Source organism: Pseudomonas sp. RHF3.3-3 (genome assembly GCF_048069595.1).
In the GTDB taxonomy this organism is placed as follows: Bacteria; Pseudomonadota; Gammaproteobacteria; order Pseudomonadales; family Pseudomonadaceae; genus Aquipseudomonas; species Aquipseudomonas fuscovaginae_B.
Genome location: NZ_CP182250.1, coordinates 4,276,339 through 4,292,097 on the forward strand (window position 1 = coordinate 4,276,339; position 15,759 = coordinate 4,292,097).

Sequence of the window (15,759 nt, forward strand, 5' to 3'; positions counted from 1 at the left end):
GGATGACGCCCTGCAAACCGTGGATGCATTTGACCGCCATGACGTATCCGGCCTGTGTCGAGTTCCGGGCCATTGGGAAAGCCTGTGTATCGCGCAACGGCCAGGATACACACTGATACAAAACCGCCTGCAAATCGCCTGTGTGCTACGCGAAGCCTGCCCCGCCCACAAGGTGTCGAGACAGGCGATGCCATGCACAGGGGCAAACCCTTTTCTCTATACCCAGCGCTTGAACAGCACGCTGGCATTCACCCCACCGAAACCGAAGCCATTGGACAGCGCATAGTCCATCGACAACGGTCGGGCCTGACCACGGACCAGGTCGAGCCCTTCGGCTGCCTCATCGGGGTTCTCCAGGTTGAGCGTCGCCGGTGCCACCTGATCGCGCAACGCCAACACCGTGAAAATCGCCTCGATGCCGCCGGCGGCCCCCAGCAGATGCCCGGTGGCGGACTTGGTCGAGCTGATCGCCGGGCCGCCCCGGGTACCGAACACGGCCTTGATCGCCGCCAGTTCGCCCTTGTCACCCACCGGCGTCGAAGTGGCATGGGCGTTCAGGTGACGGACCTGCGAGGGGTCGATCCCGGCCTGCAGCAGCGCCTGCTGCATGGCACGGCGGGCACCGTCGCCGTCCTCGGGACCGGCGGTCATGTGATAGGCGTCGGCACTGGTGCCGTAACCCACCAGTTCGGCCAGCGGCGTCGCGCCACGTGCCAGGGCATGCTCCAACGCCTCGATCACCAGCAGGCCGGCGCCCTCGCCCATGACAAAGCCGTCACGGGCCTGGTCGAACGGTCGGGAAGCCCGTTGCGGGGTCTCGTTGAAATCGCTCGACAGCGCCCGGGCCGCCGCGAAACCGGCCAGGCTGACGCGGTGGATACAGGCTTCGGCCCCACCGCAGATCGCCACGTCGATTTCCCCGGCCCGGATCATTCGCGCGGCATCGCCGATGGCCTGGACGCCCGCGGCACAGGCGGTCACCGGCGTGCCGAGCGGCCCCTTGAAACCATGACGGATCGACACATGCCCGGCCGCCAGGTTGCCCAGAAACGACGGGATGGTGAACGGCGACAGGCGCCGCGGCCCCTTGCTGTCGGTCGTCCGCACCGCCTCGGCAATGGCCGGGAAACCGCCGACCCCGGTGGCGATGATGGTACCGGTACGGGCCTGCGACTGGAGCGTATCGGGCGCCCAGCCTGCCTGGGCCAGCGCTTCCTCGGCCGCCGCCAGGGCAAACAGGATGAAGCGGTCCATCTTGCGCTGCTCCTTGGCCGCCAGCAGCAGGTCGGGATCGAAGCCCGCCTCCGGGTCCTGGGCACGGTCCGGGACCTGGCCGCCGATGCCGATCGCCAGGTCACCGATCAGGTCTTGCGGCAGCGGCCGTATCCCCGACTGGCCGGCCAACAGGCGCTGCCAGTTCGACTCCACACCGCAGCCCAACGGGGTCAGTGCGCCCATGCCCGTGACAACGATACGTTTGTTCATGACAATCCAACTCCTGCAGGTTATTGAGCAAGGTAATGGCCTGTGGACGTTACTATCATAATGAAAGTAACATATGACCTCACAAAAATCCGATTCCCCCTGCAGGAGCCGTCATGCAGCGCAAAACCCTGGCCCATGCCGAATGCCCGATCGCCCGCAGCCTCGAGCGGGTTGGCGAATGGTGGAATATCCTCATCATGCGCGACGCCCTGCAGGGGCTGAAACGCTTCGACGAGTTCTCCCGCAGCCTGGACATCGCCCCCAATATGCTCACCCGGCGCCTGAACGGGCTGGTGGAAGACGGCTTGCTCGAACGCCAGGCCTACAGCCAGCGCCCGCTGCGCTACCAGTACGTACCGACCGCCAAGGGCCGGGATTTTCGCGTGGTGCTGATGGCGCTGGTGGAATGGGGCAATCGCCATTACGCGCCGGAAGGCGAAAGCGTGCAGATCGTCGAACGCGAAAGCGGACGGCCACTGCACTTCATGCTGGCGGACGTCGCCGATGGCCGTCCGGTACCGCTGCAGAACAGCACCGTGAAGCCCGGGCCGGCCGCCAGCAAACAGATGCGTCAGCGCCTGGAAGGTCGCCGGGACGACGACTGAGTTCAGCCTGGCCGGGCGCGACCGTGTCATCCCTGACGGCACGCGCAATTTCAGAAACGTCCCACGCCAGCCGGTTGGTCATTTGCGGTAGGGTCGACGCGAACCCACAACCGCCCAGGGATGAGCATAATGACCGAAAAAGCAGTAATCGTTTTCAGCGGTGGCCAGGACTCGACGACCTGTCTGATCCATGTCCGCCCCCTGTACGACGAAATCCATTGCATCACCTTCGATTATGGCCAACGCCACCGCGCCGAGATCGAAGTGGCGCGGCAACTGGCCAAACAATTGGGCGTCACCACGCACAAGGTATTGGACACCACGGTGTTGAACGAACTGGCCGTCAGCAGCCTGACCCGCGACGCCATACCGGTCCCTGCGGCCAACAGCCTGGCAGGCGGCGTGCCCAGCACGTTCGTGCCGGGCCGCAATATCCTGTTTCTGACACTCGCATCGATCCATGCCCACCAGCTCGGTGCACGAACCGTGGTCACCGGCGTCTGCGAGACGGACTTTTCCGGCTATCCGGATTGCCGTGACCACTTCATCAAGGCGCTGAACCCGGCCATTGAATTGGGCCTGGACTACCCGTTGCGGATCGAGACTCCGCTGATGTGGTTGAGCAAGGCCGAAACCTGGGCATTGGCGGACCACCACGGAGAGTTGGAGCGGATTCGGCGGGAGACCCTGACCTGCTACAGGGGCGTGAAAGGAGATGGCTGTGCCGAGTGTGATGCCTGCCATCTTCGCGCGAAGGGGCTGGAGCAATTCCTGGGTCATCGGCGCGAGGTCATGGGTAGCCTGAAAGAAAAACTGGGTCTCTGACGACACCCGCTCAAGGGGACGAGCCACTTCCATGGCTCGTCTTTCCCCCCTATGCCGGCCGAGCCTGGAAAACATAGCGTCTGAACAGTGCCCTGGCGCCATAGGCAGGCAGCACATTGAAGAAGGCAAAAAACATCTTTATGACAATCTGCACATAGATCAGACCCAGGATTTTCTCATTCGGCATCGTTCCATAAAAAAGCACAAAGCAAAAAACAAAACTGTCTATGATCACGGCAAAAAAAGTACTGACAAACACGCGCAGGAAAAGAAACCTGGAGTTCGTAAGCCGCTTTATCCTGCATAACAGGTACGAGTTCACATACTCGGAAAACAGAAACGAAACCGAAGAAGCAATCAATGCCGAGGAAACATGACCGACCACCTCACCGTAGGAGGCCCCAAGTGCCCAACCGGGCAGGCCCGGGGCCCAACTGGAAAGACTCAGCAACAACAGGATGAAAGCATTGTTCACAAAAGCAAACAATATCGCCCGTCTTGCCAGCCTGAGCCCATAGGACTCATTCAACAGGTCCACGACCAGAAACGTCAGCGGATAGAGAAACACACCAGGGGTCACGACAACGTCCAGCGCTTCGACATGTATGAGCTTTGCCGCAGAGACATTGGTAAAAATGTAAATGGCGCATAAAGCCAGATTGAGGGCCACATAGGTCATCCAGGAGCGCTCATTCCGGTCATTCATTTCGTAGGCCGTCAACACGGAGCCACCCGAATAGAATTTCCGGTAAACCTCCTTGATTTCAGACTTGTTCAAGTCATCCAGCATTTCACTTTTGAGCAGCTCATCCAACTTCACCTTGATGACCCTGCCTGTAGAAATCAACATGACCACGGCGAGGCTCTTGTTATTTTCAAAACCCAATAACTTATACCTGCTGTTTTCGCTCTTCCTGTGCTCAACCATTGAACCGTTCCTCGATGATATCGCCCACCAGCAGAAATGCCGCAGAGTCCACAACCGCCTCGCCCACCACCTGCAACTCGTTGGTTTCCCTTTCATAAACCAGCTTTTGCCCTTCGCTGCCAGACGCGCTCCTTCTGACGATCAGCAAGTCTCCCGGCTCATTGATGCCTCGAATACCATTTTCCAGAAGCACCCCGATCAGGTTGCAAGCCGCCCCGAAATAGTAGGTCAGTGGATGGCTGACGACCAACTCACCGATTCTCCTGTCAAGTTTATCGGGTAACGAGCGCTCCCTGATAATCGGCACCGCCGCCGGATTCATGTTTCCATGCAGGGAAACACTGTTTTCTACAACTTCCCTGCGTTCAAGGTCGACGGTTTCTATTTCCTGGTAGGAAACCCCAAAGAAGTCGGATATCTTGCGGATGGTCGATTGCTGGACGTTGACCACCCTACCTTCCAGAATATTGTAGATCGTCGTCCTGGTCAGCCCACTGGCACTGCATAACGACAACCTTGTCTCGCCGCGGCTCTTCATGAGGTATCTGATATTGTTCTTCAGATTCTCCACCTTGTCCCTTTTGTACATACACACCACTTCCTTATCCTCGCAAAGACAACACATCTTCGTATATCAACCGGAAAATCCTTTCAACCTGAAATCACCTTATACACACCACCCTGGAAAATCACCTTGATAGCACCCCACGAATAACCAGACACCTTCCTACCACGATACCGCCGTCATCGAAACACCAGAACAACCTACACATCAAAACAAGAAAATCCTTACGGAAAAATATTACACCCACCCAACAAAAACAAACCTCCCACCCTTTTAATAGAATTACCTCACAGAACTTTCCTACGCCAACGGCTTATTTTTACCGATGTTCATTATTTTGATTAATTCAATGGAGTTTTTCTGGTAATAACTAGCGGTCCGTCCGCTCATGTGACTGCCATGCAATGCCGCTTGCCCATGAGTCCGACACCCACCCCGCAAGGAGCTCAAGCATGAAAAAGGCCATCCCCCACGCCCCGGAGTCGGACCGCCTCCTTTCCAGGTGCAACCCTCAAAGGTGTTCACAACCTGCGAGCCGCTGGCCGCCGCTCTTCACCGTAGTGCCAGATATCGACACCCGATCACTGCTCTGTCACGCCAGCGAGACCCTTGCCTCCTTGAACGTCATGACCACCGACCTGGCCAGCGAACTGGAAGGTTCACACCGCAGCGTCGTACTGGCGGTGCAGCAACTGACTGAGCTGGGGGAATTGCTGGTCAACCGGGCGTTGAACAATCTGGAGCCACCGGCAGGACTGTCTGAAGCCGTAGTGGAGAACCCATGCTGAATCCGGCTCGCCAGCCCAGATAGGACATCCGCTTTGCCCAGCCCCCCGATCAGCGCCTGAAAAAAGGCATTGTGCTATCTCGAAAAGCAATGTTATTTTCATAACAAGCAACATGAAAATGACATAGATATAACAACTCAGACGCTGGCACGCCGACATGTCCACGGAAAAAAACCGCTTCCTGCAGCAACTGGAGCAACAGTTCTCCAGCCTGACCCCGACCGGCAAGCGCATCGCCAGCTACCTGCTGGGCAACCCGGAACAGCTGCCGTTCGAGTCGGCCGACAGCATCGCCCAGCACGCCTCGACCACCGGCATATCCGTGGGGCGTTTCCTGCGTTCACTGGGTTACCAGAACATCGACGACGTGAAGAAGAGCCTGCGTGGCGAGGCTCCGGCGTCCTGGCTGATCACCGACCGCATCGGCGCCTTTCGGGCCGAGGCCAACCAGGGAGACGCCCTCGACCGCTCCATGCACCGCGAAATCGAGGCCATAGAGCATGCCTACGGTCTGGCACGCAGCGAGGCCTTTGCCCGGATCGTGCAGCGCATCCATGCAGCCGATGCCGTATTCATCCTGGGGATCCAGTCGACCCGCGGGATTCTCACCGCCTTCCACAGCCACCTCGAATACATTCGCCCCAAGGTCTACTACGTCGACGGCCTCTCGGGCATCTATGCCGAAACGCTGAACTCCGGCTTCGCCAACCCCTACGCGATCATCGCCGACTTCCGCGCCTACTCCAGCGTGGCCCAGACCTTCTGCCAGGTGGCCAGGGACAACGACCTGCCCCTCGCGCTGATCACCGACCTGCAATGCCCCTGGGCCCGCGACCATGACCTGGACCTGCTGCAACTGAAAACCGATGTCGGCCAGTTCTGGGACTCCCTCGCACCACTGACCTGCCTGCTCAACCTGGTGGTCTCGGCGGTGGCGGAGAAGTACGGCGATCGACTCGACGAGCGCCTGGCCCGTAACCGCCAACTGCAGAAAGCCTTCGGCCAGTTCGAAGGTTGATTCAACGCCCAGCAAGTCCCAACCGGAGTGTTTGTGTGAACAGCAACCCCCTTGTAGAAATCGATGCCCGGCGCTACCAGGTGCAGATCGAAATGATCTACGCCAGCGCGGACAACCTGGCCGGGAAAGTGATCTACCCCACTGCCCGCTGCCGGCTGCACCGCGAAGCCGCCGAACGCCTGGAACTGGCCAGCCGGCTGGCCCGCCAGGCCGGCTACACCCTGCGCATCTATGACGCCTACCGGCCGCCCTACGCCCAACACCTGTTGTGGGAAGCGCTGCCGAACAACGACTACGTGCGCGACCCGCACCTTGGCTCGCACCACAGCCGTGGCGTGGCGGTGGACCTGACCCTGGTCGACAGCGACAACCAGCCGCTGGACATGGGCAGCGCCTTCGACACCATGGAAGAACGCTCCCATCAGTTCTACCCCGACCTGCCCGCCCTGGTGCAGCGCAATCGCCTGCTGTTGCTCGGCGTGATGCTCGCGGCCGGATTTCAGGCCATCGCCACCGAGTGGTGGCATTACGAGCTGCCCAATGCCGACGACTACCCCCTGCTGGAGGACGAATAGACAAACGCCCAGTAACCGTTCCAACCCGATACCAACGCGGCCAGAGAGCCTCGAACGCTACGCAGCACAGCCGCCTCAAAGGGGCTGAAAACAACAATAACCCGCGCGACTTACGCTTCACCTGCAACTGCCCGGTTATAGCTTTTATAAAAAACCTGACGAACTTCCATACATCGAATGATCAAGGAAACCGGCATGAACCCAATCGACACCGTGACCCGCAAGACCGTCCCCGGCACCGGCAAGCTGCTGCTGACCCTGCTGTGCAGCGCCCTGAGCCTCGGCGCCTGGCAGGCCACCAGCGCGGCCACGCCACAGGACACGCTGGTCATCGGCAAGCCCGCCGACCCACAGACCCTCGACCCGGCGGTGACCTTCGACAACAACGACTGGACCATCACCTACCCGTCCTACCAGCGCCTGGTCGGCTACAAGGTCGAAGGCGACAGGAGCAGCACCGAAGTCCAGGGCGACCTGGCCGAAAGCTGGACCGTCTCTCCGGACAACCTGGTCTGGGAGTTCAAACTCAAGGCCGGCAACAAGTTCGATGACGGCGCACCGGTGGACGCCGCCGCCGTGAAGTTCTCCTTCGACCGCCTGATGACCCTCAAGCAAGGCCCGTCCGGCGCCTTCCCCGAGGACATGGTGGTCTCGGTGGTCGACCCGCAGACCATCCGTTTCACCCTCAAGACACCGTTCGCGCCGTTCCTGTTCACCCTGGCCCACAACGGCGCCTCGATCATCAACCCGGATGTGGTGAACAAGAGCAGCGACGTCAACGCCTGGCTGTCCAGCCACACCGCCGGTTCCGGCCCCTTCCGCCTGAGCAACTGGCAGAAGGGCCAGTCGCTGACCCTGGAACCGAACAGCTATTTCGCCGGTGCCAGGCCGGCGCTGAAAAGCGTGATCATCAAGATCATCGCCGAGCCGTCGGTACGCCGCCTGCAACTGGAAAAAGGCGACCTGGACATCATCGAGGACATGCCCGAAGACCAGCTCAGCGTACTGGCCAAGAAGCCCGGGGTGGCGGTCAGGGAATTCCCGTCGCTGCGCGTGACCTACCTGTACCTGAACAACAAGAAGGGCCCGCTGACCAGCGTCGACGCCCGCCGTGGCATCACCGAGGCGGTGGACTACAGCGGTATCGTCAAGGGCATCCTCAAGGACAAGGCCAAGCTGATGAACGGGCCGATCCCGGATGGCATGTGGGCCTACGACAGCACCCTGCCGGCGATGAAGCAGGACCTCGCCGCAGCCAAGGCAAGCCTGGCCAAGGCCCCGCAGAAAGTCACCAACCTGAGCTACCTGTACTCCGACAAGGACCCGAACTGGGAACCGATCGGCCTGACGCTGCAGGCGGCGCTGGCCCCGCTGGGAGTCAACCTCAAGCTGGAAAAACTCGCCAACGCGACCCTGCGCGAGCGCGTCGGCCAGGCCGACTACGACATCGCCGCCGGCGCCTGGAGCCCGGACTTCGCCGATCCGTACATGTTCATGAATTTCTGGTTCGACTCCAGGATGCAGGGCCTGCAGGGCAACCGCTCGTTCTACAGCAACCCCGAGGTCGACAAGCTGATCCGTGAAGCGGCGGCCACCAGTGACACCGCCAAGCGCGTCGAGCTGTACCAGACGGCGCAGAAAAGGGTGCTCAAGGACAGCGTCTACGCCTACCTCTACCAGAAGAGCTACACCCTGCCGATGCGTGATTCGGTCAAGGGCTACGTGTTCAATCCGATGCTCGAACAGGTGTTCAACCTGGGCAGCATGAGCAAGTAAGCCTGCTCGCCCGCGCCGGTCGTTCGCGACTGGCGCGGCGTTCCCGTCGTTCGTGTGACTGAGGTGCCAGATGGCCTTCCTGACTCTGTTGCGCAAGCGCCTGCTCGGCCTGGTACTGGTCGTGTTCGGTGTTTCGCTGATTACCTTCGCAATTTCCCACCTGATCCCCGGGGACCCGGCCCGGCTGATCGCCGGCGATCGCGCCAGCGATGAACTGGTGGCCGGCATCCGCCACCAGTTGGGCCTGGACCTGCCGCTGTATCAACAATACGGCCGCTACCTGATGGACCTGCTGCACGGTGACCTGGGCACCTCGATCCGCACCAACCGGCCGGTGCTCGAAGACTTGCAGGCGTTCTTCCCCGCTACCCTGGAACTGGCGCTGGTGGCGCTGCTGTTGGCCATTCTCGTCGGCGTGCCACTGGGCGTGCTGTCGTCGGTCTACCACAACCGCGCCATCGACCAGATCGCCCGCACCCTGGCGGTGACCGGCATTTCCACCCCGGCGTTCTGGCTGGGCCTGGGCACCATCGTGCTGTTCTACGGCCAACTCGGCTGGCTGCCCGGTGGCGGTCGTTTGTCCGAAGGGCTGACACCCCCACCGACCTTCACCGGTTTCTACCTGATCGACTCGCTGCTCGCCGGCGACGGCAGCCTGTTCGGCGATGCGCTGCAGCACCTGATCCTGCCCGCCGCCACCCTCGGTTTCGTGACCCTGGGCGTGGTCGCCCGGCAGATCCGCTCGGCGATGCTCGATCAACTCGGCGAGGACTACATCCGCACCGCCAGGGCCTATGGCCTGTCGCGCTGGACGGTGATCCTGCGCCATGCCCTGCCCAACGCGCTGATTCCTTCGGTCACCGTGCTCGGCCTGACCCTCGGCGATCTGCTCTACGGCGCCGTGCTGACCGAAACCGTGTTCGCCTGGCCCGGCATGGGCGCCTATGTGGTCAAGTCGATCCAGTCGCTGGATTTCCCGGCGGTGATGGGCTTCGCGATCCTGGTGTCCTTCATCTATGTGCTGCTGAACATGGCCATCGATCTTCTGTACCGCGTGATCGACCCACGCATCGGCGAGGTGAGCTGAAATGTCCGTCCCCTTGAGTGCAACCCGCAGCCCGCGCTGGAGCGACACGTTCGCCTACCTGGCCTACCAGGTCCGCCGCAGCCCGCTGACCCTGGCGGGCCTTGCGATCACCTCCATCGTGCTGCTGTGCATGATCTTCGCGCCCTGGCTGGCCAGCCACGACCCCAATGCGCTGAACCTGGCCGAGCGCCTGGCCGAACCCTCGGCCGAGCACTGGTTCGGCACCGATGAAGTCGGCCGGGACCTCTTCAGCCGCGTGTTGTTCGGCAGCCAGCAGTCGGTCGGTGTCGGCCTGTTCGTGGCCTTTGCCTCGTGCCTGATCGGCGGCCTGCTGGGCTGCTTTTCCGGCGTCATTGGCGGCCGCTTCGACGCGCTGGTGATGCGCCTGATGGACATCATGCTCTCGGTACCCTCGCTGGTGCTGATCATGGCCCTGGCCGCCGCCCTGGGCGCCAGCCTGTTCAACGCCATGCTGGCGATCACCCTGGTGCGGATTCCGTCCTACGTGCGCCTGGCCCGCGGCCAATCCCTGAGCATCCGCCAGATGGGCTACGTCAAGGCCGCGCAGACCTTCGGCGCCGGGCGCTGGCACCTGGTGCACTGGCACGTGGCGCGCAATGCCATGCCGCCGTTGCTGGTGCAACTGAGCCTGGACATCGGCAGCGCCATCCTCATGGCCTCGGCGCTCGGTTTCATCGGCCTTGGCGCCCAGCAACCCACCGCCGAATGGGGCGCGATGGTCGCCACCGGGCGCAACTACATCCTCGACAACTGGTGGTATTCGACCTTTCCGGGCCTGGCGATCCTGATCACCGCCACCGGCTTCAACCTGCTCGGCGATGGCGTACGCGATCTGCTCGACCCACGGCAACAGGGGAAATGACCATGCCCACACCCGCTCCCATCCTGGCCATCGACAACCTGAGCCTGGAGTTCCCGGCCTACAAAAACAACGTCAAGGCGCTCAACGGCGTCACCCTGCACGTCAATCCCGGCGAGATCGTCGGCGTGGTCGGCGAGTCCGGCTCGGGCAAGTCGGTCACCGCCATGCTCAGCATGCGCCTGCTGCCCGAACGCAGCTACCGCATCACCGCCGGCAGCCTGAGCATGCTCCAGCGCGACATGCTCGCCGCGTCCGAAAAGGATCTGCTGCACATTCGTGGCCGCGATGCGGCGATGATCTTCCAGGAACCGATGACCGCCCTGAACCCGACCCGGCGCATCGGCCGGCAGATGCTCGACGTGATCATCCACCACCAGAAGATCAGCGCCGCCGAGGCCCGCCAGAAGGCCATCGCCCTGCTGCGCGACATGCACATCGCCAGCCCCGAGCAGGTGCTGGACGCCTACCCCTTCGAACTGTCCGGCGGCATGCGCCAACGGGTGATGATCGCCCTGGCGTTCTCCTGCGAACCGCAGTTGCTGATCGCCGACGAGCCGACCACGGCGCTCGATGTCACCGTACAACGCCAGGTGCTGCTGTTGCTGCGCGAGAAGGCCCGGCAGAAAGGCACCGCCATCCTGCTGATCACCCATGACATGGCACTGGTCTCGCAGTTCTGCGACCGGGTCTATGTGATGTACACCGGGGCCGTGGTCGAACAGGGCAACACCGCCGAGGTGATGGGCAATCCGCAGCATCCGTACACCCGCGGCCTGCTCAGCGGCCTGCCGGAGATGGTCGAACCGGGCCAGCCGCTGCAGACCATTCCCGGGCAGGTACCGAACCTGGCCGCCCTGCCCGAGGGCTGCACCTTCGGCGAACGCTGCCCACATCGCATGCCCGCCTGCGCCCAGCGTCCCTCCCTCACCCCCATCAACGGCAACGAGCAACGCAAGAGCGCCTGCTGGCTGCCGGCCAAGGAGCTGTCGCAATGAACAGTGCCATCATTCATCCGCGGCCGGAAACGGCACCCGAGATCCTGCGGCTCGACGACGTCCGTGTGCGCTTCCCGGTGAGCAGCGACTGGCTCGGCCGCCCACGGGGCTACGCCCATGCGCTGAACGGCATCGACCTGCAGGTCCGGGCAGGCGAAACCCTCGGTATTGTCGGCGAGTCGGGCTGCGGCAAAAGCACCCTGGCGCAGTTGCTGATGGGCCTGATCGCCCCCAGCAGCGGCGCCCTGAACTGGCCCGAGCACGACAACGGCAAGGCCGGGCACAACGTGCAGATCGTCTTCCAGGATCCGCAGTCGTCCCTCGACCCGCGCCTGCCGATCTGGCGCATCATCACCGAACCGCTGTATGCCCGCGGCCACCAGTCCCGCGAACAGATGCGCGAAGTCGCCGCCAAGGTCGCGTCCCAGGTGGGCATACGCCCGGAATACCTCGATCGCTTCCCGCACCAGTTCTCCGGCGGCCAGCGCCAGCGGATCGCCATTGCCCGTGCACTGTCCTCGGACCCGGACATCATCGTCCTCGACGAACCGACCTCGGCTTTGGACATCTCCGTGCAGGCGCAAATCCTCAACCTGCTGGCGGAACTGCAACGCGCGCGCCAGCTGACCTACATCCTGATCTCGCACAACGTCTCGGTGGTGCGGCACATGGCCGATCGGGTGGCCGTGATGTACCTGGGGCAGATCGTCGAACTGGGCAGCGCCGCCAAAGTGCTGGACACGCCGCGGCATCCGTACACCCGCCTGCTGTTCGAGGCGGTGCCACGCCTGGGTGTGCCGCTACAGGCCGACCAGGTGGCGGCGCCGACCGAGCTGCCGGGCAACCGGCGACTGCCGCAGGGGTGTTTCTTTCGCGAGCGCTGCCGGATCTGCACCGTGGGCTGTGAGAAACCCCAGGTCATGGTGGGCTCGGAACAGCAACGGGTCCGGTGTCATATCCAGCGCTGATCGAGGGACCAACCGGGCTGATCTACACTGAGCGTCAGGAACTGCAGATTATCGGTTTTTCATTTCATGCCATGTCCAGTCGTTGTACTAGTGAAGTGCAGAACCGATAATCACCCTCTGAATTTCGGTACAAATGCCATCGTACCGTGGAGGCCCCATGTCTATCAAAGCGGCAGCACCGACAGCGCTCATTGTCGCGGCTCTCGCCTTGGTCGGTGATTACACCAACCTTTCGGGAAAAAGCTCATCGTCATCGACAAGGGAATCCATGGTCGAGAAGCCAACCCTTAGCGACCTGCAGAGGGTGATAACCGGGCTGACGAAGGGCTGGCAGGAACTGGATACCGTATTTTCGAGAAACATCACCTCACTGGCCTCATCGACAACATTTGACGATGAGCGGTTCTTGAGGAATATCGAGTTGCTGAAAGCTACTCGACAGTTGGAGGATGACCTCAGAAAGGCACAAGTACCCTTGGCCCTTACTGACGACCATGAGGCACTTCGTAGAGCAGTAGCCAAGGTCAGAACCCGACTTGCCACGATCGACAGCTTGTACAAGCAATTCTTCTCACGCCCTGAGGAATTCGAAAGCAAACTCTCCCCCTCTGCACTTCGAGATCTTGCTAAGCACACCAGCCATCGGTTAAGAGAATTGACCTAAGGGATTGAATGGCAGTCGAGGTTTCCTTCCACCCCAAAACGTTTGCAGAATTCTTTGAACCTGTTGACGTCCAGCATCCTGGATTTTCCTCTGCCTTGAAGAACGAGTTTGAGCGCTACATCGGGTCAAACCGGTCGTGCTTACCCTCTATTTTTGGAAGAGATGCACCCTACACCCAGCCCTCACTCGCGCTCCAGGCATGCATGATGCACATCCCTGTCAGAATTCCACCGGCCAGATTTCGTGAGGGCACCCCTCAGCGAGATAGAGTTTGCAAAGCGGGTCGGCCAGGCGAGGATGCTGCGCTCGTATACGTGCCTGGAGAGCTGTATGAAAATAGATATCTGATTCTGGCCTTCCTTTGGCCTGATGCGCACGGCAAAGCTCGAAACCAGGCAGCCATGAAGTACCTGGCCCGCTTGGCCAAGGAATGGCGAGAGAAAAACTGACGGATCACCCCGCAGGCAGGAACGCCTGGTAATCAACGTTCCTGCCCGGATTATCCGAAGAGATCATTCGTCCTTGCGCGGCGGCATTGGCGAACGGTACTCGCTGCTCTCTTCCGCATTCGGCGGCTGCATCGGGCCCGTGGGCATGAACACGTGGGTCAGCAGTTCATGGGCGTCGACGTCGATGACACCCGGCACCAGGCGGACCAGGTCGACCACCCGCTCATACTGGCGATGATTCATCACCCGCCCACTCAGGGACACCATCCCGGCATGGGTTTTCACATGGATGTGCAGGCTCTGGGCGGAATCCGCCATGGCCAGGACGGACTTGACCCGGGCGGTGGTCCAGGTGTCGTGCACGGCCATGCCCAGATCATGGGATAGATGCTGCAGGGATGGTTGTTTCATGGCAGAACCCTCTGTCGGTTGCAGACGTACTGTTCATGCCCAGGGTGTGGTTGTGGAGTACGCGCCGCAGCCGCACCAACACTCAATCAGTATAGTGTGTGGCGTCGGGGAGCATGACGCGGCCGGCCAGGCGGCGCAGCGCCAGGGCAAGGCCTGCCACTCTCCTGAAGAGTCCGATGCAGTCACACGGAACAGGCTTCAAATCATACCCGTTACGGGTATACCTCATGGGTCGAGCCCGCATGATCACTCTCAAACGCAAAGACTTTTCGCGCTGGCAAACAGGCGAAAAGCAGTCCGATGCGATCTTGTGCAAAGCCGTCATGGAGATGGAAAAGGGACTGATCGATGCAGACTTGGGAAATCATTGAATCCCTACGTGGCGACCTCGCTCGTGCGCAAGTGGGAGCAAGGCGATACACGCCCTGCCGGGCCGGCACTCAAACTGCTCAACATCATTTGCGGACAAAGGATTTGCAAGCAATCGAGTTCGAAGACGCTGATCCCTCGAATTGATTCGAAGATGGGCTCGTTGGCCGCCCTGAACCTCACTTTTTGACATACTCAAGCTGAAGGGCCACAAAATCAGCTGTCGCCGCACCGTAACGACTGGCAATGCCTTCCAACGCAAGATCCAGCGCGCCCGCCGCTACACCGGTATGGGGAGCAAACGTTGGCTGGCCGGAACCTGCAACCACCTCAGGCAGCAACAGCAAGCCATGCCTTGAATGAACGCTTGTACGGGTACTGCTCGCCAGCGCATGGGAACGGTAGGTACGTGACCAGGCATCGGCGGTCAGCGCCAGTGCAATCTCATCGTAGCCCTCCTCCACCGGCACCTCGACCGTCTCATCCCTCCAGAAGGCGAACAGGTTTGCCAACGCGACAAAACCCAGACCCGTCGTCAACTTGAATTGGCTGCTGTCGTGGGCTGGCCCCCATGAATCCACACCCAGGCGCCTGGCCGTGACATCGGCTGCCGAGCGGCCTGCGACGGCCTCGACCAGCGCCAAAGACGCCGGAATCGACGCACTCACACCCGTGGTCGTCATCACGTTGCGATCGGCCACGTAACGGCGACCCTGCACCCAGGTGGTGTCTGGGTACTGCCGCTTGAGCGAGGCCAGCGAATACCAGTGTGAAGTCGCAACCCGGTCGCGCAACAGTCCAGCATTGGCCAGCACCCAGGCGCCGTCGCAAATCGAGACGATCCGCGCACCCGCGCTTGCCTGTTTGCGCACCCAGGCAAGCAGCGCCGGGTCATCCGCGCGGTGCATGGCTGGCACCACAAGAATGTCGGCGCCCTCCGGCGTGGCAAGGTCGAACTCGGCGGTGGTCATCTGCGCCTGGATCTCGAGTGCCGGCATCAACTTTACCCTGCCAGGCCGGGTCGATACGGCGACCACCTCCATCACCCCGGACTCCTTGAGCACGCCATAGGGCACCAGAAAATCGGTGGTCTCGGTACCCGCGTTGTCAGCCAGTACCACCACAAGCGGGCGACTGCGCCCCGGCTTGGGCACCGGCACCTGGATCAGGCTCCGCACATCATTGCGAACCACCTGTTTCGGGGACTCGGAAAGCGACGGAACGGAGCAGGCCACCAGCAGCAATAATCCCAATGCGAGTACCACGATTGCGCTACGGTGGGCGTATGTCATGAAGCGTCTCTTCTGCCTGATTGCTCGCCAGGAAAATTACACGCACCATGACGTGACCAAAAGGTCAATTCAGTCG

At 61.4% G+C, this 15,759-nt stretch carries 18 protein-coding genes and 1 pseudogene; 14 read left to right on the forward strand and 5 right to left on the reverse strand.

The window, feature by feature from the left end; translation table 11 throughout:
- Positions 1 to 216 precede the first annotated feature (216 nt).
- A complete protein-coding gene (fabF, locus tag ACMGT0_RS18970; protein ID WP_054064541.1) occupies positions 217 to 1,485 on the reverse strand; it encodes a beta-ketoacyl-ACP synthase II in 1,269 nt (422 codons plus the stop codon).
- A gap of 113 nt (positions 1,486 to 1,598) precedes the next feature.
- Here fabF and ACMGT0_RS18975 point away from each other — a divergent pair, with 113 nt between their 5' ends.
- Both ACMGT0_RS18975 and queC read left to right on the forward strand, forming a co-directional pair.
- Positions 1,599 to 2,090, forward strand: a complete 492-nt coding sequence (locus tag ACMGT0_RS18975) for a winged helix-turn-helix transcriptional regulator (RefSeq protein ID WP_416769248.1) — start codon at positions 1,599 to 1,601, stop codon at positions 2,088 to 2,090.
- 129 nt (positions 2,091 to 2,219) lie between these two features.
- Entirely contained in the window at positions 2,220 to 2,915 is a 696-nt protein-coding gene (queC, locus tag ACMGT0_RS18980; protein WP_054064542.1) for a 7-cyano-7-deazaguanine synthase QueC, read from the forward strand.
- Between the two features lie 49 nt (positions 2,916 to 2,964).
- On the opposite strand, the gene ACMGT0_RS18985 is transcribed toward queC, so the two are convergent.
- Positions 2,965 to 3,843 (reverse strand): queuosine precursor transporter, encoded by an 879-nt coding sequence (locus ACMGT0_RS18985; protein WP_416769250.1) that lies wholly within the window; start codon positions 3,841 to 3,843, stop codon positions 2,965 to 2,967.
- Positions 3,836 to 4,432: a helix-turn-helix transcriptional regulator gene (locus tag ACMGT0_RS18990; protein WP_416769252.1), complete on the reverse strand. Its 597-nt coding sequence runs from the start codon at positions 4,430 to 4,432 to the stop codon at positions 3,836 to 3,838. The genes ACMGT0_RS18985 and ACMGT0_RS18990 overlap by 8 nt, the downstream gene beginning before the upstream one ends.
- A gap of 428 nt (positions 4,433 to 4,860) precedes the next feature.
- On the opposite strand from ACMGT0_RS18990, the gene ACMGT0_RS18995 reads away from it, so the two are divergent.
- The 10 genes from ACMGT0_RS18995 (at position 4,861) to ACMGT0_RS19040 (ending at position 13,611) form a co-directional block, all read left to right on the forward strand.
- Positions 4,861 to 5,196 (forward strand): DUF6124 family protein, encoded by a 336-nt coding sequence (locus tag ACMGT0_RS18995; RefSeq protein WP_416769254.1) that lies wholly within the window; start codon positions 4,861 to 4,863, stop codon positions 5,194 to 5,196.
- A gap of 157 nt (positions 5,197 to 5,353) precedes the next feature.
- Positions 5,354 to 6,214, forward strand: a complete 861-nt coding sequence (locus ACMGT0_RS19000; RefSeq protein WP_054056950.1) for a MurR/RpiR family transcriptional regulator — start codon at positions 5,354 to 5,356, stop codon at positions 6,212 to 6,214.
- Positions 6,215 to 6,249: 35 nt separating this feature from the next.
- Complete coding sequence (gene ddpX / locus ACMGT0_RS19005) at positions 6,250 to 6,789, forward strand: D-alanyl-D-alanine dipeptidase (protein WP_054056951.1); 540 nt, start codon at positions 6,250 to 6,252, stop codon at positions 6,787 to 6,789.
- A 195-nt stretch (positions 6,790 to 6,984) separates the two neighbouring features.
- Positions 6,985 to 8,565, forward strand: a complete 1,581-nt coding sequence (locus ACMGT0_RS19010) for an ABC transporter substrate-binding protein (RefSeq protein WP_054056952.1) — start codon at positions 6,985 to 6,987, stop codon at positions 8,563 to 8,565.
- A gap of 70 nt (positions 8,566 to 8,635) precedes the next feature.
- The gene (locus tag ACMGT0_RS19015; RefSeq protein WP_416769256.1) at positions 8,636 to 9,652 is read left to right on the forward strand and encodes an ABC transporter permease; all 1,017 of its coding nucleotides are present in this window, start codon (positions 8,636 to 8,638) and stop codon (positions 9,650 to 9,652) included.
- Between the two features lies 1 nt (position 9,653).
- Positions 9,654 to 10,535 (forward strand): D,D-dipeptide ABC transporter permease, encoded by an 882-nt coding sequence (ddpC, locus tag ACMGT0_RS19020; protein WP_054056954.1) that lies wholly within the window; start codon positions 9,654 to 9,656, stop codon positions 10,533 to 10,535.
- A gap of 2 nt (positions 10,536 to 10,537) precedes the next feature.
- Positions 10,538 to 11,530: an ABC transporter ATP-binding protein gene (locus ACMGT0_RS19025; RefSeq protein WP_416769258.1), complete on the forward strand. Its 993-nt coding sequence runs from the start codon at positions 10,538 to 10,540 to the stop codon at positions 11,528 to 11,530.
- Positions 11,527 to 12,498 carry an oligopeptide/dipeptide ABC transporter ATP-binding protein gene (locus tag ACMGT0_RS19030; protein WP_054056956.1) on the forward strand — a complete coding sequence of 324 codons (972 nt, stop codon included), beginning with the start codon at positions 11,527 to 11,529 and terminating at the stop codon, positions 12,496 to 12,498. The genes ACMGT0_RS19025 and ACMGT0_RS19030 overlap by 4 nt, the downstream gene beginning before the upstream one ends.
- 157 nt (positions 12,499 to 12,655) lie before the next feature.
- On the forward strand, positions 12,656 to 13,162 hold the full coding sequence (locus tag ACMGT0_RS19035; RefSeq protein WP_416769260.1) for a hypothetical protein: 507 nt from the start codon (positions 12,656 to 12,658) through the stop codon (positions 13,160 to 13,162).
- 8 nt (positions 13,163 to 13,170) lie between these two features.
- On the forward strand, positions 13,171 to 13,611 hold the full coding sequence (locus ACMGT0_RS19040) for a type II toxin-antitoxin system YafO family toxin (protein WP_416769262.1): 441 nt from the start codon (positions 13,171 to 13,173) through the stop codon (positions 13,609 to 13,611).
- Positions 13,612 to 13,674: 63 nt separating this feature from the next.
- Here ACMGT0_RS19040 and ACMGT0_RS19045 read toward each other — a convergent pair whose 3' ends face one another.
- A complete protein-coding gene (locus ACMGT0_RS19045; protein ID WP_273821001.1) occupies positions 13,675 to 14,022 on the reverse strand; it encodes a BON domain-containing protein in 348 nt (115 codons plus the stop codon).
- A gap of 242 nt (positions 14,023 to 14,264) precedes the next feature.
- Between ACMGT0_RS19045 and ACMGT0_RS19050 the strand changes: the two genes are divergently transcribed.
- The gene (locus ACMGT0_RS19050; RefSeq protein WP_239687909.1) at positions 14,265 to 14,393 is read left to right on the forward strand and encodes a type II toxin-antitoxin system RelE/ParE family toxin; all 129 of its coding nucleotides are present in this window, start codon (positions 14,265 to 14,267) and stop codon (positions 14,391 to 14,393) included.
- A gap of 17 nt (positions 14,394 to 14,410) precedes the next feature.
- A pseudogene (locus ACMGT0_RS19055) lies at positions 14,411 to 14,482 on the forward strand (helix-turn-helix domain-containing protein); the annotation flags it as partial.
- Between the two features lie 88 nt (positions 14,483 to 14,570).
- On the opposite strand, the gene ACMGT0_RS19060 reads toward ACMGT0_RS19055, so the two are convergent.
- Positions 14,571 to 15,683, reverse strand: a complete 1,113-nt coding sequence (locus tag ACMGT0_RS19060; protein ID WP_416769264.1) for a DJ-1/PfpI family protein — start codon at positions 15,681 to 15,683, stop codon at positions 14,571 to 14,573.
- Positions 15,684 to 15,759 lie beyond the last annotated feature (76 nt).

Bases quoted from the DNA above. Each gene is read 5' to 3' on its own strand.
- fabF (WP_054064541.1), bottom strand. From the start codon at position 1,485: ATGAACAAACGTATCGTTGTCACGGGCATGGGCGCACTGACCCCGTTG.
- ACMGT0_RS18975 (WP_416769248.1), top strand. From the start codon at position 1,599: ATGCAGCGCAAAACCCTGGCCCATGCCGAATGCCCGATCGCCCGCAGC.
- queC (WP_054064542.1), top strand. From the start codon at position 2,220: ATGACCGAAAAAGCAGTAATCGTTTTCAGCGGTGGCCAGGACTCGACG.
- ACMGT0_RS18985 (WP_416769250.1), bottom strand. From the start codon at position 3,843: ATGGTTGAGCACAGGAAGAGCGAAAACAGCAGGTATAAGTTATTGGGT.
- ACMGT0_RS18990 (WP_416769252.1), bottom strand. From the start codon at position 4,432: ATGTACAAAAGGGACAAGGTGGAGAATCTGAAGAACAATATCAGATAC.
- ACMGT0_RS18995 (WP_416769254.1), top strand. From the start codon at position 4,861: ATGAAAAAGGCCATCCCCCACGCCCCGGAGTCGGACCGCCTCCTTTCC.
- ACMGT0_RS19000 (WP_054056950.1), top strand. From the start codon at position 5,354: ATGTCCACGGAAAAAAACCGCTTCCTGCAGCAACTGGAGCAACAGTTC.
- ACMGT0_RS19010 (WP_054056952.1), top strand. From the start codon at position 6,985: ATGAACCCAATCGACACCGTGACCCGCAAGACCGTCCCCGGCACCGGC.
- ACMGT0_RS19015 (WP_416769256.1), top strand. From the start codon at position 8,636: ATGGCCTTCCTGACTCTGTTGCGCAAGCGCCTGCTCGGCCTGGTACTG.
- ddpC (WP_054056954.1), top strand. From the start codon at position 9,654: ATGTCCGTCCCCTTGAGTGCAACCCGCAGCCCGCGCTGGAGCGACACG.
- ACMGT0_RS19025 (WP_416769258.1), top strand. From the start codon at position 10,538: ATGCCCACACCCGCTCCCATCCTGGCCATCGACAACCTGAGCCTGGAG.
- ACMGT0_RS19030 (WP_054056956.1), top strand. From the start codon at position 11,527: ATGAACAGTGCCATCATTCATCCGCGGCCGGAAACGGCACCCGAGATC.
- ACMGT0_RS19035 (WP_416769260.1), top strand. From the start codon at position 12,656: ATGTCTATCAAAGCGGCAGCACCGACAGCGCTCATTGTCGCGGCTCTC.
- ACMGT0_RS19040 (WP_416769262.1), top strand. From the start codon at position 13,171: ATGGCAGTCGAGGTTTCCTTCCACCCCAAAACGTTTGCAGAATTCTTT.
- ACMGT0_RS19045 (WP_273821001.1), bottom strand. From the start codon at position 14,022: ATGAAACAACCATCCCTGCAGCATCTATCCCATGATCTGGGCATGGCC.
- ACMGT0_RS19050 (WP_239687909.1), top strand. From the start codon at position 14,265: ATGATCACTCTCAAACGCAAAGACTTTTCGCGCTGGCAAACAGGCGAA.
- ACMGT0_RS19060 (WP_416769264.1), bottom strand. From the start codon at position 15,683: ATGACATACGCCCACCGTAGCGCAATCGTGGTACTCGCATTGGGATTA.